Raw genomic sequence first — 14,874 nt, 5'->3', positions numbered from 1 at the left:
ACCAATTATACCTGCATGGAAAGCATCGCTCCTTATAAATCCCGCTACAAGATCCGCTTTGTTACGGCTGCCTCGTTGTTTGACGGGCACGACGCCACCATTAACATTATGCGCCGTATTTTGCAGAGCACCGGTGCCGAGGTGATACACTTGGGCCACAACCGCAGTGTAGACGAGATTGTAAATTGCGCCATACAGGAAGATGTGCAGGGCATTGCCCTCACCAGCTACCAGGGCGGCCACGTAGAGTATTTTAAATACATGCATGATTTGCTTGCCGAGCGTGGCGCGGGCCATATCAAGATCTTCGGCGGGGGTGGTGGTGTGTTCCTTCCGCAGGAGATTAACGAGCTGCAAGCCTACGGCATCACCAAGATCTACTCGCCCGATGACGGCCGCACCATGGGCCTGCAAGGGATGATAAACCATATGATGCAGGCGTGTGATTTTCTAACGCCAACGAGCCTCTCCCCGGCCCTCTCCTTCGGAGAGGGAGCAGAAGGCATGAGGAAGCCCATGATGGATAAGGGGGATATTGCAAGGTTAATAACAGCTGCAGAGTTGGGGAGCCTCTCCCCAGGCCTCTCCGAAGGAGAGGGAGCAGAAAAGCAAGTCTCCCCTATCGGGGGAGATCCGATAGCTATCGGATTAAAGGGGGCTTCTTCTGCCCCCGTCCTCGGCATCACCGGCACGGGTGGCTCGGGGAAATCGAGTTTGGTGGATGAGATTGTTCGCCGTTATTTGATGGAGACGGATAAAACGCTGGCCATTATTTCTGTCGACCCCAGCAAGCGCAAAACAGGCGGCGCCCTCCTTGGCGACCGTATCCGCATGAATGCCATTAACAGCCCGAGGGTATATATGCGGTCGCTGGCTACGCGGCAGGCCAACCTTGCTTTGAGCAAGCACGTGCAGGAAGCTATTGATATTTGCAAAGCGGCAGGGTACGATCTCGTGATTGTGGAGACCAGCGGCATAGGCCAATCTGATACCATGATCACCGACTATTGCGACGTATCGCTTTACGTGATGACGCCCGAGTTTGGCGCGGCTACCCAGTTAGAGAAAATTGACATGCTCGATTTTGCCGACGTGGTAGCCCTCAACAAATTTGATAAACGCGGCGCTTTAGACGCCATCCGCGATGTTCGCAAGCAGTACAGGCGCAACCATATGCTTTTTGATGCCAAGGATGAGGACCTGCCCGTTTATGGCACCATGGCATCCCAATTTAACGACCCCGGCATGAACACGCTGTTCACCGCCCTGATGGAGACCGTAAAAGTAAAAACCGGCGTTGATTTGATTGGTACGGGGAGCGGGGTAACCGGTGCCGAGCAAGGCGAATCGGAGAAGATCTACATTATCCCGCCGGATAGGATAAGGTACCTGGCAGAGATAGCCGAAAGCAGCACAGCCTACACCAATTGGGTGAACGAACAATGTAAAATTGCCCAGCAAATGTTTAATGTGAGGGGAACGATTAGCCTCATGAGCAGCCTCTCCCCAGCCCTCTCCGAAGGAGAGGGAGCAGGAAAGAAAGTCTCCCCTATCGGGGGAGATTTAGAGGGGGCCTATAACCACCTTGAAGACCACCTGCACGCCGATTGCAAACGCCTGCTAAAAGAGTGGCCCGAGACGGTTGCCAAATACAAGGCCGATAACTTTATTTACAAGGTGAGGGATAAAGAGATCAAGCAGCCTTTATACTACACTTCGCTGTCGCAGTTGAAGATTCCCAAGATAGCGTTACCAAAATACGAGGCCTGGGGCGATATACTGCGCTGGTTACTTACCGAGAACGTACCGGGCGAGTTCCCTTACGCCGCTGGTGTGTTCCCGCTGAAACGCGAGGGTGAAGACCCTACCCGCATGTTTGCAGGCGAGGGCGGCCCCGAGCGTACCAACAAACGGTTCCACTATGTGTCGCTTGGTCAGCCTGCGCACAGGCTGTCTACCGCCTTTGATTCGGTAACCCTGTACGGCGAAGACCCGCACGAACGCCCCGATATCTATGGTAAAATAGGCAACTCGGGCGTAAGCATCGCCACGCTGGATGATGCCAAAAAGCTCTACTCCGGGTTTGATCTTTGCCACGCTTCAACTTCGGTAAGCATGACCATTAACGGCCCTGCCCCCATGCTCCTTGGCTTCTTCATGAACGCCGCTATTGATCAGCAATGTGAAAAATATATTACGGAGCATGGATTGCAGCATTTGGTAGAGGATGCTTACAGGAGGGTTTATGATGAGAAGGGGCTGGAACGGCCGAGGTATCAGGGAGCCTCTCCCCAGCCCTCTCCGAAGTTAAGAAGCCTCTCCGAAAGAGAGGGAATTAAGAAGCCTCACCCTGCCCTCTCCAAAGGAGAGGGTTCTGAAAAAGAAGGTGTAAAGAGGCATGGTTTTGAGACCGCTGATTTGAAAATTTGGGAATTTCTTAAAAGTAATTCGAAAGACAATAGGCAAAATCCCACTGAAGCAGAAAGTTTGCTTTGGAAATTATTAAGGAATAGCCAGATCGGATTTAAAATAAGAAGACAGCATGCCATCGATGGTTATATTGCCGATTTTGTTTGCTTATCAAAGGGTTTAGTTATTGAAATAGATGGTGGCTACCACAACGCTACAATAGAGCAGGATGAAATCAGAACCTGCGTTTTAAATGATGAAGGTTTTGATGTAATAAGATTTACGAACAATGAGGTATTAGCGAGCACTCAACAAGTAATCGAAAAAATAAAAGAAACGCTAACTAAACAGCAGGACAGGAAAGTCCTCTCCTTTGGAGAGGATTTAGGTGAGGCTACTATCGGGGGAGATTTAGAGGGGGCCCCTCTCCCCATCGGCAACAACGGCCTCGGCCTAATGCTCCTCGGCTTAACCGGCGACCAGGTGCTTTCTGCGGATGTGTACGAGCAGATCCGCGCGTATGCCATTGCTACGGTGCGTGGGACGGTGCAGGCCGATATTTTGAAGGAAGACCAGGCGCAAAACACCTGTATATTTAGTACGGAGTTTGCCCTGCGGATGATGGGCGATATCCAGCAGTATTTTATTCAGCAAAAGGTTCGTAATTTTTACTCGGTGTCTATCTCGGGCTACCACATTGCTGAAGCGGGTGCCAATCCCATCACCCAACTTGCTTTTACGCTGAGCAACGGTTTTACTTATGTAGAGTATTACCTGAGCCGCGGAATGAACATAGATGATTTCGCGCCCAACCTTTCCTTCTTCTTCAGCAACGGTATCGATCCTGAATATTCGGTGATAGGCCGTGTGGCAAGGCGCATCTGGGCCAAGGCTATCAAAAATAAATACAAAGGGAACGACAGGTCGCAGAAGCTTAAATACCATATTCAAACCAGCGGCCGTTCGCTGCACGCGCAAGAGATCGATTTTAACGATATCCGCACCACGCTGCAGGCTTTGTATGCCATTTACGACAACTGTAACTCGCTGCACACCAATGCGTACGACGAGGCCATAACCACCCCAACTGAAGAATCGGTGCGCAGGGCGATGGCTATCCAACTCATCATTAACCGCGAGCTTGGCCTCGCCAAAAATGAAAACCCGATACAGGGCGCCTTCATTATCGAGGAACTTACCGACCTGGTAGAGCAGGCCGTACTTACCGAGTTTAAAGCCATTAACGACCGTGGCGGTGTGCTTGGCGCTATGGAAACCATGTACCAGCGCAGCAAGATCCAGGAAGAATCGCTTTACTACGAAACCCTTAAACATACCGGTGAATACCCTATCATCGGGGTAAATACGTTCCTCAATAAAAAGGGGTCGCCAACGATTGTACCTTCAGAAGTTATCCGTGCTACCGAGGAGGAGAAACAGTTCCAGATAGCGGCCCTGCACCTGTTTCAGCAACGGAACAGCGAGCATGCGACTGCCTTGTTAAAAGAGCTGCAACAACGCGCAATAGCCGGCGATAACATCTTCGAAGCGCTGATGCAGGCTTGTAAATATTGTTCGTTAGGGCAAATCAGCAATGCGCTGTACGCCGTAGGTGGGCAGTACAGGAGGAATATGTAGAAGGGAGTTAGGGTCAAGAGGAGAGAATGAAGAAACAAGAATTAAAATAAGGGTGTATTATTTCTAAGATTTACCGGGTGATAGGTTTCGGGTGTTGTTTAGTGCTTCTATTAGTCTTGTCTCTTTTACAATGGCGTTCCCTGCGGGCCGGGCTTTACGCTCATACGCCTGCAGGCCTTAGGCGCAAGGCCGGTATCCGTTTCAATCCTTAACGCAAGTCCCCTGCTCCGTAGGAGCAAACGCTTTGTAGCGGATTATTGGACTTAAATCTGTTGCTCCGTAGGTGCAATCCAGGGGTAGCCCTTACAGGGCACGGTTTCGTTTTATAAAATCCCTACAAAGCGGTAGTTCCTACGGAACATTAAGCAATACTTGTCCGCCCTTGTCCATCATTTCCGCACTCCTAAACGGACAGACAAGAATAAACCCATCAACCCACATCACCTTATTTGCCATCACCTGTAACATTGGTATTAGCGGGGCAGTCATACTGCCACAAAACAACCACATGGCCTTAGCAATAACCAACCTTTCCAAAAAATATAACAACCAAAAAACCGCCTTAAGCAATTTTTCCATTGATATCAATAAGGGCATATTAGGTTTACTTGGCCCAAATGGCGCGGGGAAATCTACCCTTATGAAACTCATTGCCACCATCAGCAAACCTACCGGCGGCACTTTGCTTTTAGACGGTACCGATATTGTGAAACATCCTGATGCTATCCGCAAGGTATTGGGTTATTTACCGCAGGATTTTGGCGTGTACCCTAACCTAAACGCTTACGAGTTTTTAGAATACATCGCCGCCATGAAAGGCGTGGGTGGTAAAGGCCTGCGCAAGCGTATCGACATATTGCTGGAAGGCGTTAACCTTACGGCAGATGCCAAAAGGCCTATCGGCACCTACTCGGGTGGGATGAAACAGCGGATTGGGATTGCACAAGCCCTGCTTAACGACCCAAAAGTTTTAATTTTTGACGAGCCCACCGTAGGCCTCGACCCGGAAGAGCGAATGAGGTTTAGGCAATTAATTGCCGACCTGGCGCAGGATTGCGTGATCATCCTGTCGTCGCACATCGTATCGGATATCGAAACCATTGCCGATGAGGTTGCCATTATGCAAGGCGGCATGCTCATCACTAAAGGCTATCAGCAAGATATTATTAAACAAGCCGACGGCCGCATCTTTGAAACGTTTTTGGATAACGCCGCCCTTACCGAATTTAAGGGCCGGTACAAGGTAATAGATACCTCCCGCCAAAACGACCGTATAAAAACACGCTACATTAGCACCCAGGCCAATGCTGCCCCGTCTTCGGCCCCGGTTAAGGCTACTTTAGAGGATGCCTACTTGTTTTTAACCCAAAACAACGCCTAAGTATATGCCATACCTCTACAATATTATCAAGGCAGATTATTTACAGCGTACCCGCAGCTATTCGTTTTTAATAACGATGTTCGTTACCGTTTACGCCGCTTATTCTTTTGTGCCGCCGGACACGGCGAACTATACCACATTAAGCGCTTCGGGGTTCAGAGGCGTATATAATTCGGCATGGGTGGGGTATGTATCCGCTACCATGACAACGGTTATGCTCTCCTTTTATGGCTTCCTGCTCATCAACAGCGGTATCAAAAAAGATATCGATACCGAGGTAGGCCTAATTATCGCCACCACCCCTATCAGCAATTTTAAATACCTTTTATGTAAACAGCTAAGTAACTACCTGGTGCTGCTAACCATTGCGGGCTGCACTTTTTCGGTAAGTATAGTGTTGTTTTTCATCCGCGGGGCTGGGCATCCTTTTGTGCTGTCTAACTTTATTTTGCCCTACCTGTTTTTTGCTGTGCCCGCATTGTTTATGGTGGCGGCACTGGCCGTAGTGGCCGAGGTTTTTTTGGGCAAGCGCAGCATCCTGCAATACATCATTTACTTTTTTTTATGCGGGGCTACCATGGCTTCCATAACCAAAAGCGGCCCTACCACGGGGGCATTTGATCCAATCGGTTTAAGCCTGGTCACCAAAAGCATCACCGCGCAAATTAATACGCAGTTTCACCAAAGCGTTAAAGATGTATCCTTCGGGTTTATTTTTAACGGACACCGCAAATACAAGCCCTTTGTTTGGGAGGGGATCAGCTGGTCGGCAGTGTTTGTGTTTAGTAGGGTATTGTGGATAGGGCTTGGCTTGGGGCTTGTATATTTCTCCTCGTTGTTTTTCCATCGGTTCGATCTAAAACAATCAGCAGGCAAAAAGAAGGTCAAGGCCATCCTGCAACCTACCGAAACTGATAAACAAAGCACCAACCCCGCAGGGATCACCCGCGAAGCCATGCCGCCGCTTGTTTTCAATTACGGCATTGTCCCGTTCATCAAAACAGAATTATTGCTACTGGTAAGGCAGGGCAACAAATGGCTTTGGCTGCTTAACGCAGGGGCTTGGGTAGCCATGTTTTTGGCGCCGTTGCCAATTGCATATAGCTATATATTGCCTGTACTGTTGTTTTTGCAGGTAACGCGGTGGAGCGCACTGGTCACAAAAGAAAAGGCAAACAGGGTGCATTACTTCGCCTACGCATCATACAAACCATTGTTAAGGATGCTGCCCGCGCAGATCTTAGCCGGGGTGTTGTTAGCACTTGCATTGGCACTGCCGGTAATTATACGTAACGCTGCACTGTTAAACACCGATGCCATTTTAAACATCATTAACGGCTGTGTGCTTATTGTTTTATTGGCGGCGACCCTGGGGATATTAACCGATGGTAAAAAGCTTTTCGAGGTGGTGTTTTTTATGCTTACCTATGCCATCATCAACAAGGTAGACGTGGTAGATTACCTGGGCAGCATGCCCCATGGCAGCACCTATTTAACTATCATCCTGCTTATAAATGCAGCCCTGGCGTGTGTTGGTTTTTTAGTGAGGAATTACCAGGTAAAGCATTTGTAAGGCGATTGGGGTAGTTCGGTAGCGTTAACCAGGCATATTCCATTTACTACAAGAATACGTAACACCTTTTGATTAGTGCTTAGTTAGGAACGGGTTTGCTTTATTAATCGCCAGTGGATGTTCATTTCTTTTTTGTCGCAAAAAAGAAACGAACCAAAGAAAAAACACGCGGCTGTACCGTGTCGCTGTCTAAGGGTGTTGGTAGGCAATGCCTGTGCTACCCGCAACACGCTAAGGCCGCATTAAGAGAGCTGACGTTCAGTTCATCAGGCTCACAAGAAAATCTTACTAATTGCATAATCAATAAATTACGGTTCAGATAAGCGAGCCTGACAAACCCAACGGCACCGTCAAAAATGCGGCATAGCGTAACACACGGTTGGCACCGCAACTGATAAAGCACTAACTTAAACAGGGTGTTACCAAGCCGCGACTTTTCTTTGGTTACTTTCTTTTGGGAGAAAAGAAAGTAACATCCACTGACGATTCATATCATTCATTGCCATAAATAACGAAGAACTAACCTACGGCAAGTCTATCGAATACTGACGCTTTAACATAGTTGTAGTTTTGTCCGCTGTTGTCCACTCATGTCCATACTCCCAAACGGACGGACACAAACACGCTTGCATCCCGCATTGCTTTTACTTAAATTTAGTCACCATTTATGAAGAAGCTGCTACTGATATTTATTGTTGTTTTATTTACAGACCTTGCTTACGCGCAGGAGGGGGCATCCACCTGCCAAAAAATCAACGCGCTTAATAACCGTGTACTCAACGGCACCATCAAGCGTGCTGATGCGGCAAAGCAATTTAAGGCACTGCTTGGGCAATTAAAAGTTAACCCATCAACCATAAGCAAAATATGGATATTCCCGCTTAAGGGTTATAAAAGCAGTGCCATTGGCGGCACAAATGGCAACGGTTATTCTGATAAGGGTTACCATTACCTTGATGGCAACAAACACGCCGCGCACCCCGCCCACGATATTTTTATTAAAGACGCCAACCAAGATAACCTTGACGACCGCACCCTTAAGCCTGTTGATGTTTTGGCTGTGGCCGATGGAGTTGTGGTAGCCTGCACTAATGAATGGGAACCATCAAGCACCCTGCGCGGCGGCAAATTTATTTGGGTGTATCACCCGGCACCAAATATGTTTACTTACTATGCCCACAACCGCACCATATTTGTAAAGCCCGGCGATGAAGTAAAAGCAGGCGATAAAATTGCCGAAGTTGGCCGCACAGGGCTTAACGCTTACAAGAAACGCTCGCCTACGCATCTGCACTTTTCGGCATTCAAGATCGTGAACGATCTGCCGGTACCGTTCAACCCTTATCAGCAACTGGTTAAATCAATAAAAAGATGAAAAGCATTTTAGCCTTTATAATATTAGCAGTAGTAACTGCATTTATCCCCGCGGATAATGTAACTACACGTTTTAAGCCTTCGGCAGGTTATGCGCATGTTGCTGTGGCTCCGGGCAGCTTTGGGGCTTACCTGCAAGGCCTTGCGCTTAAACCCGCCGGCACACATACCAAAACCTATACCGGCAGCATCGCCCGTACCGATGCTTACACCGCCGCCGTAATAGATATGAGCGTTGGCAGCCAGGATCTGCAACAATGTGCAGATGCCGTGATGCGCCTGCGTGCCGAATATTTATATCAGCAGAAAAGCTATAAAGCCATTGCATTTAACTTTACCAGCGGTTTTAAATGCGATTATGTGCACTATGCCGATGGTTACCGCTACGCTAATGAGCGTTGGATATTAAAAGGCAAAAAGGATTACAGCTACCCCAACTTCTTACGGTACATGACCCTGGTATTCTCTTACGCGGGCACGCTTTCCCTCCAAAAAGAATTAAAGCCCGTTGCCAATGCCAACGATATTAAGGCAGGCGATGTATTCATCAGGGGTGGCTCGCCGGGGCATTGTTTTATGGTGATGGATGTGGCCGAGAACGCCGCCCACAAAAAGCAGTTCCTAATGGCGCAAAGCTTTATGCCCGCGCAAAACATCCAGGTGTTGCAAAATGGTTCGCCGTGGTTTAGCCTAAACACGGTTGCCGGGATCCCCTACGGGGAGTTAGTGGATGCGAAGTATTTGAGGAGATTTTAGTGCAGGAGGTTAAGAACCAGTAATCAAGACCCAATGTCATTGCAGGTAACGTTCATTGCAGGTAACGTTCTAAGCCCGGCAAGCGGGTCTTTTTTGTGCCCTAATAATTTACCCTGCTATTACCTATGCTTAAGGCTACTATCCCTATATTTAGAAAAAATCAAATCGCCATGAAAAAGATATTTCTTTTAGCATCTGTAATTGCCCTGGGCTTTGGTGCAAATGCCCAAACGGCACCTGCTGCATCGGTTTCAAAAACAGATTCTACAAAAAAGGTAGTCCCCCATTTATATAACCCTGCCGCGGATGCCAAAGCAGATATCGCGGCAGCAGTTAAAAAAGCAAATACCGAACATAAAAACGTATTGCTGCAAATTGGCGGCAACTGGTGTATCTGGTGCTTAAGGTTTAACGACCTGGTTACCGGCGACGCCGAGCTTAATAAAACCATGAACGATGATTTTGTGGTAGTGCACCTAAACTGGAGCCCCGAGAACAAAAACGAAAAAGTATTAGCTGATCTTGGTTATCCGCAGCGTTTCGGGTTCCCGGTATTTGTGGTGTTAGATGGCAAGGGCACCCGCCTGCATACCCAAAACTCGGGCTACCTGGAAGAAGGTAAAGGCCACAGCAAAGCCAAAGTACAGGAGTTTTTTGATAACTGGTCGCCAAAGGCGCTTGATCCTAAGAGTTACGTAGAGAAAGCGAATTAGTAAGCAGAGATTAGTTAATTAGTGATTGGAGATTAGTTGCTAATCGACAATTAAACCCGCGCGTCATTTCAAAGTAAGAAGCAATGACGGCTTTAAATAAAAAGAGGGGCAGTGCATAATGCATAACTCTTTTTATTTATATGATTACCACACCTACTGCTCTTTATTAAACTGTAGTGATTGTGAGTCTACAATGTAACCGTATAAATACTGTCTGTTATTGCCTGATGGCGCTAATTTTATCATAGCTGCCCCGTTATTAGCAATTTCCATATCAAATTTTCTTTTATCCTTGCCTTTACCCACAGAATAAGTCAGCTTGAAATTTCCTTTGTCGGCTCTCACATTATTAATAACATCTTTACTCTGGTAAGCATAAAAGTCCTTGTCTGTTATGTCACCGATGTCTGTAGGAGTTTGATCACCGCTTAACAAAAGGCCATCAGGCAATTGAATCATAAATACCGCTTCGCCTTTTTGAGTATTGTATCTGTCCTGATTATGAGGGTATTTATCTATTCCATAAGCATTGTAGTAATTATGATCAACATTTATTTCAGAAACATATCGGTTTTGATCAAAGTTAGACGCTTTACCACCTGCAATCTGCGTTTGCGCAAACAAACTTAAATTCATTTGACTCGGTGTTATGGCAGGCGTGGGATAAGAATCATAGGCAGTGACGTAAATTGGCCGTGTTTGCATTTTTGTAACCACAAATGCAAAGTGTTTTGCAGAGATTAACGCATCTACAGAAACTACAGGTTTATCCTGCGCGAATGTTATTGCTATGTATGTTACAATAAAACAGGCTGTTATAATTATTTTTTTCACGATGCGTAAATAATTTTATTATAAGACATCAAACTAAACATAAGGTTTAAGCAAACAAAAATTATTTACCTACAAATTATTAGGAATAGCATTTAAGTTGCGTTTAGGGCATAGTTGGCAATACCATACACCAAAAAAGAAAATCATTTAAATAAAAAGAGGGGTATGCAAATGCGTACCCCTCTTTTTATTTAAATCCGTCTTCGAACTTTCAGACTTCTGACTTTCAGACTTACTCAATAACGCTTACTTTAAGCATATTGGTTTTGCCTTGTTTAATAATTGGCACAGCCGCGGTGTTGATAACCACATCGCCTGCGGCAAGGTATTGCTCTGCTTTAAGGATATTATTTACGTCGGCAATGGTTTCGTCTGTACTGTCAGATTTATCATAGTAGAATGCACGTACACCCCATACCAGGCTAAGCGCATTAAGCAACTGCTTGCTTGATGTAAAGATGTAAGTACCTGCTTTAGGGCGGTAGCTCGAAATTTCGAAAGCGGTGTAACCACTAACTGTCATGCTTACAATACCTTTTGCATGGGTATGCTCTGCCAAATAAACTGCCGAACCACAAAGCGCATCGCTCAGGTAGTTTGCAGATGTTTGGTCGGTGTTTTCTACTTTGGATGCATTGAACGGGTAACCAAGGTCCTCCACGTTACGCACTATCTTAGCCATAGTTTCAATAACTATAACCGGGAACTCACCAACAGATGTTTCACCGCTTAACATCACGGCATCAGCACCATCAAGTACCGAGTTGGCAACGTCGTTAACCTCGGCACGTGTGGGGCGAGGGGTAGTGATCATAGATTCCAGCATTTGCGTAGCAACAATAACCGGTTTCGATGCATCGCGGCATTTACGGGCTATCATTTTTTGCAGCAAAGGCACTTCTTCAAGCGGGCACTCCACACCAAGGTCGCCACGGGCAATCATCACACCGTCGGTAGCAGCGATGATCTCGTCGATATTATCAATAGCCTCCGGTTTTTCAACCTTGGCAATTACGCGGGCAAATTTACCACTCTCGCGGATGATGCGTTTAAGGTCGATGATATCCTGACCGGTACGTACAAATGAAAGGCCTATCCAATCAACATCCCATTGCAGGGCGTATTGCAGGTTCACCAGGTCATCCGGCGTTAAGCTTGGGATAGATACTTTTGTATTTGGCAGGTTAACACCTTTACGTGATGTTAAGATACCGCCGTGCACAACCTCGCACACCACGGTGTCTTTACGGTTGGTCTCAATAACTTTAAGCTGCAGTTTACCATCATCTAACAAGATGATCTCGTTAGCCTGTACATCCTGCGGGAAGGTTTCGTAAGTAATGTAGATCTGGTTATCGTCGCCAATACACTCGTTGGTAGTGATATTGATACGGGTACCATTAATAAGGTGGATACCGCCATCTTTAACCAAACCGATACGGATCTTAGGGCCCTGCAGATCGGCAAGGATACCTACATTGGTTTTATATTCGTCGTTTATCTCGCGGATAAGGTCAATAAATTTCTTGTGGTCTTCGGGTTTACCGTGCGAAAAATTCAATCGGCACACATTTAAACCGGCACGGATCATTGATAATAACACTTCTTTTTTTGAGCAGGCCGGGCCCATTGTAGCAACAATCTTAGTACGATTATAGTAAAATTTCATATTTTCAGGTTAAATTCAGGCAATATTACTGGTATTGTGTATAATTAACACATCTAAATTTCCGCTAAAATAATAGATTTTCGCGTGATTTTATTTTTTTCGGATCAATCTTTACCGCGGCAACAATTTCGGGTATCTTATTAAGGCACGAAAGTACGTTATCCAGGTCGTCGTCATCAATGTAATTTTTGATCATCACAAAATAATCCGCCTCTCGCATTTCAGGCACCAAATACCCCTCACTTCCCTTATTTCCAATAAAATAGAAATCGGTTTCGGTGCTTTCCCAGCTAAAATGAAAAAGCGAAAAAAGCAGCGGCGCGCCGTTAACATTGGCCTCCAACTTAAGGTCATCTATCCGTGTAAAATTAAAATTTAAACATTTGTTTATATGGTAGCAAATACGGTAATCTTTTAAAGATGTAGTAACTGCTATCAGCACAAAATCCAGATCGATCTCAAACTTTAAAACTTTCCTGTTCAAAACCATTTACATTTTAAAAGGGTAAAAATACAAAATGGAAGCACTAACCATAAATTTTGTTGATACATTTTTTAAATAACGGGTTGCCGATATTGGTTAACGCGGGCATGCCACTGTAAACCATATACATAATTATATAGCAGCAAGTTTATTTTTTGAGGGGGGCAAGTAATAGGCATAGCCATTTCAAATGAAAAACGCGAGGTATTGAGGTGCTCTAAAGCATTCATCTTTTCAAAAACATGGCCTTCCAACACTTTTAAGATACGGTATAATAAATTGATAATTAATTAGATACGGTAGCATAATGTAACTTTATCAATATAAATCCGAAATAGATATTAAACTTAAATAGTTCTACTCAAAATCATTACTTTTACGCCGGTTAAAAACCAAACTGAAACCTTTTGCCACAAAAAATTGTTCATTCAATATTGTCAAAGTTTTTAGATTTGATATTTAACATAATTTATTTTTCTTTGCACTGAATTTATTAATCATTAAACTATAAAGACTATGTCTGATATCGCTTCAAGAGTAAAAGCAATTATCGTGGAAAAACTGGGTGTTGACGAAAGTGAAGTTACACCAGAAGCAAGCTTCACCAACGATCTTGGTGCGGACTCTTTAGACACCGTGGAATTGATCATGGAGTTTGAAAAAGAATTTAACGTTGCAATCCCTGATGATCAGGCAGAAACTATTGGCACTGTTGGCCAGGCTGTTTCTTATTTAGAAGCAAACGTTAAGTCTTAATTTATAGCTCCCCAAAACTGTTCAATGGAGTTTAAAAGAGTTGTAGTAACCGGGCTTGGAGCGCTTACTCCAATTGGTAATACTGTTCCCGAATATTGGAATAGCCTCATCAATGGGGTAAGCGGCGCTGCCTTTATCAAGAGTTTTGATGTTGAAAAATTCAAAACTAAATTTGCCTGTGAAGTAAAGGGGTTTGACGCCGAAGGTTTTTTGGGCCGGAAAGAGGCACGCAAACTTGACCCGTTTGTTCAATATGCTTTATATTCTACAGAGGAAGCTGTTAAAGATGCCGGATTAGATTTCGACAAACTGGATACCAGTCGTATTGGCGTTATCTGGGGATCTGGCATCGGTGGTTTAAAAACGTTTTTAGATGAGGTTGTAAACTTTGCCAAAGGCGATGGTACACCCAAGTTTAATCCGTTCTTTATCCCTAAAATGATAGCCGACATTGCACCGGGCCATATATCAATTAAATATGGTTTACGCGGGCCAAATTTCACCACGGTTTCCGCATGTGCATCATCAAACAACTCGCTTATTGATGCCTTTAACTACCTGCGCCTGGGTAAAGCAAACATGTTTATCACCGGCGGGTCCGAAGCTATTATTAACGAAGCAGGTATTGGCGGCTTTAACGCTATGCATGCCCTAAGCACCCGTAACGAAGACCCTACAACTGCATCGCGCCCCTTTGATCTGGACCGTGATGGCTTTGTTGCCGGCGAAGGTGCAGGAACCATTATTTTGGAAGAATTGGAGCACGCCCTTAAACGCGGCGCTAAAATTTATGCCGAAATGGTTGGCGGTGGCATGAGTGCCGATGCTTACCACATGACTGCCCCACACCCCGATGGTTTAGGTGCATCACTGGTGATGAGAGCTGCGTTGGAAGATGCAGGTTTACAACCGACTGATATAGATTATGTAAACGTACACGGTACATCAACCCCAATTGGTGACCCGCAGGAAGTAAAAGCTATTACCGATGCTTTTGGCGACCATATTTATAATATCAACATCAGCTCAACAAAATCAATGACAGGCCATTTACTTGGTGCTGCCGGCGCTGTTGAAGCAATTGCCTCTATCCTGGCGTTGCAGCATGGTATTATACCGCCAACCATCAATCACTTTACCGACGACCCGGCCTTTGACCCTAAAATTAACTTTACATTTAACACCGCCCAAAAACGCGAAGTAAACATTGTACAAAGCAATGGCTTTGGTTTTGGTGGCCACAATGCTTCAGTTATATTTAAAAAATACCAGCAATAATTTCGCCTG

At 45.6% G+C, this 14,874-nt stretch carries 11 protein-coding genes; 8 read left to right on the top strand and 3 right to left on the bottom strand.

Annotation, left to right across the window (positions count from 1 at the left end):
* The first annotated feature begins 15 nt into the window (after positions 1 to 15).
* From ABIB39_RS05355 to ABIB39_RS05330, 6 genes are all read left to right on the top strand, one after another.
* Positions 16 to 4,047, top strand: a complete 4,032-nt coding sequence (locus ABIB39_RS05355; protein ID WP_354427964.1) for a methylmalonyl-CoA mutase family protein — start codon at positions 16 to 18, stop codon at positions 4,045 to 4,047.
* A gap of 382 nt (positions 4,048 to 4,429) precedes the next feature.
* Positions 4,430 to 5,428: an ABC transporter ATP-binding protein gene (locus ABIB39_RS05350; protein ID WP_354427962.1), complete on the top strand. Its 999-nt coding sequence runs from the start codon at positions 4,430 to 4,432 to the stop codon at positions 5,426 to 5,428.
* Positions 5,429 to 5,432: 4 nt separating this feature from the next.
* Positions 5,433 to 7,001: a hypothetical protein gene (locus tag ABIB39_RS05345; RefSeq protein ID WP_354427960.1), complete on the top strand. Its 1,569-nt coding sequence runs from the start codon at positions 5,433 to 5,435 to the stop codon at positions 6,999 to 7,001.
* A 667-nt stretch (positions 7,002 to 7,668) separates the two neighbouring features.
* Positions 7,669 to 8,376, top strand: coding sequence for a M23 family metallopeptidase (locus ABIB39_RS05340; protein WP_354427958.1), 708 nt, complete (start codon positions 7,669 to 7,671; stop codon positions 8,374 to 8,376).
* A complete protein-coding gene (locus ABIB39_RS05335; RefSeq protein ID WP_354427956.1) occupies positions 8,373 to 9,131 on the top strand; it encodes a DUF4846 domain-containing protein in 759 nt (252 codons plus the stop codon). Before ABIB39_RS05340 ends, ABIB39_RS05335 begins: the two co-directional genes overlap by 4 nt.
* A 170-nt stretch (positions 9,132 to 9,301) precedes the next feature.
* Positions 9,302 to 9,844 carry a thioredoxin family protein gene (locus tag ABIB39_RS05330; RefSeq protein WP_354427954.1) on the top strand — a complete coding sequence of 181 codons (543 nt, stop codon included), beginning with the start codon at positions 9,302 to 9,304 and terminating at the stop codon, positions 9,842 to 9,844.
* 153 nt (positions 9,845 to 9,997) lie between these two features.
* Here the strand turns inward: ABIB39_RS05330 and ABIB39_RS05325 are convergent, their stop codons facing one another.
* From ABIB39_RS05325 to ABIB39_RS05315, 3 genes are all read right to left on the bottom strand, one after another.
* Positions 9,998 to 10,678 carry a hypothetical protein gene (locus ABIB39_RS05325; RefSeq protein ID WP_354427952.1) on the bottom strand — a complete coding sequence of 227 codons (681 nt, stop codon included), beginning with the start codon at positions 10,676 to 10,678 and terminating at the stop codon, positions 9,998 to 10,000.
* A gap of 232 nt (positions 10,679 to 10,910) precedes the next feature.
* On the bottom strand, positions 10,911 to 12,347 hold the full coding sequence (pyk, locus tag ABIB39_RS05320; protein ID WP_354427950.1) for a pyruvate kinase: 1,437 nt from the start codon (positions 12,345 to 12,347) through the stop codon (positions 10,911 to 10,913).
* A 64-nt stretch (positions 12,348 to 12,411) separates the two neighbouring features.
* Positions 12,412 to 12,837, bottom strand: coding sequence for an IPExxxVDY family protein (locus ABIB39_RS05315; RefSeq protein ID WP_354427948.1), 426 nt, complete (start codon positions 12,835 to 12,837; stop codon positions 12,412 to 12,414).
* Positions 12,838 to 13,347: 510 nt separating this feature from the next.
* Between ABIB39_RS05315 and ABIB39_RS05310 the strand changes: the two genes are divergently transcribed.
* Both ABIB39_RS05310 and fabF read left to right on the top strand, forming a co-directional pair.
* Positions 13,348 to 13,587, top strand: coding sequence for an acyl carrier protein (locus tag ABIB39_RS05310; RefSeq protein WP_354427946.1), 240 nt, complete (start codon positions 13,348 to 13,350; stop codon positions 13,585 to 13,587).
* A gap of 24 nt (positions 13,588 to 13,611) precedes the next feature.
* The gene (gene fabF, locus ABIB39_RS05305; RefSeq protein ID WP_354427944.1) at positions 13,612 to 14,865 is read left to right on the top strand and encodes a beta-ketoacyl-ACP synthase II; all 1,254 of its coding nucleotides are present in this window, start codon (positions 13,612 to 13,614) and stop codon (positions 14,863 to 14,865) included.
* Positions 14,866 to 14,874: the final 9 nt, after the last annotated feature.

The sequence above is a fragment of the Mucilaginibacter sp. UYP27 genome (assembly GCF_040547175.1).
Classification (GTDB): domain Bacteria; phylum Bacteroidota; class Bacteroidia; order Sphingobacteriales; family Sphingobacteriaceae; genus Mucilaginibacter.
The sequence above is the reverse complement of the archived record's forward strand: the minus strand, read 5'-3'. Positions and strand labels throughout refer to the sequence as shown.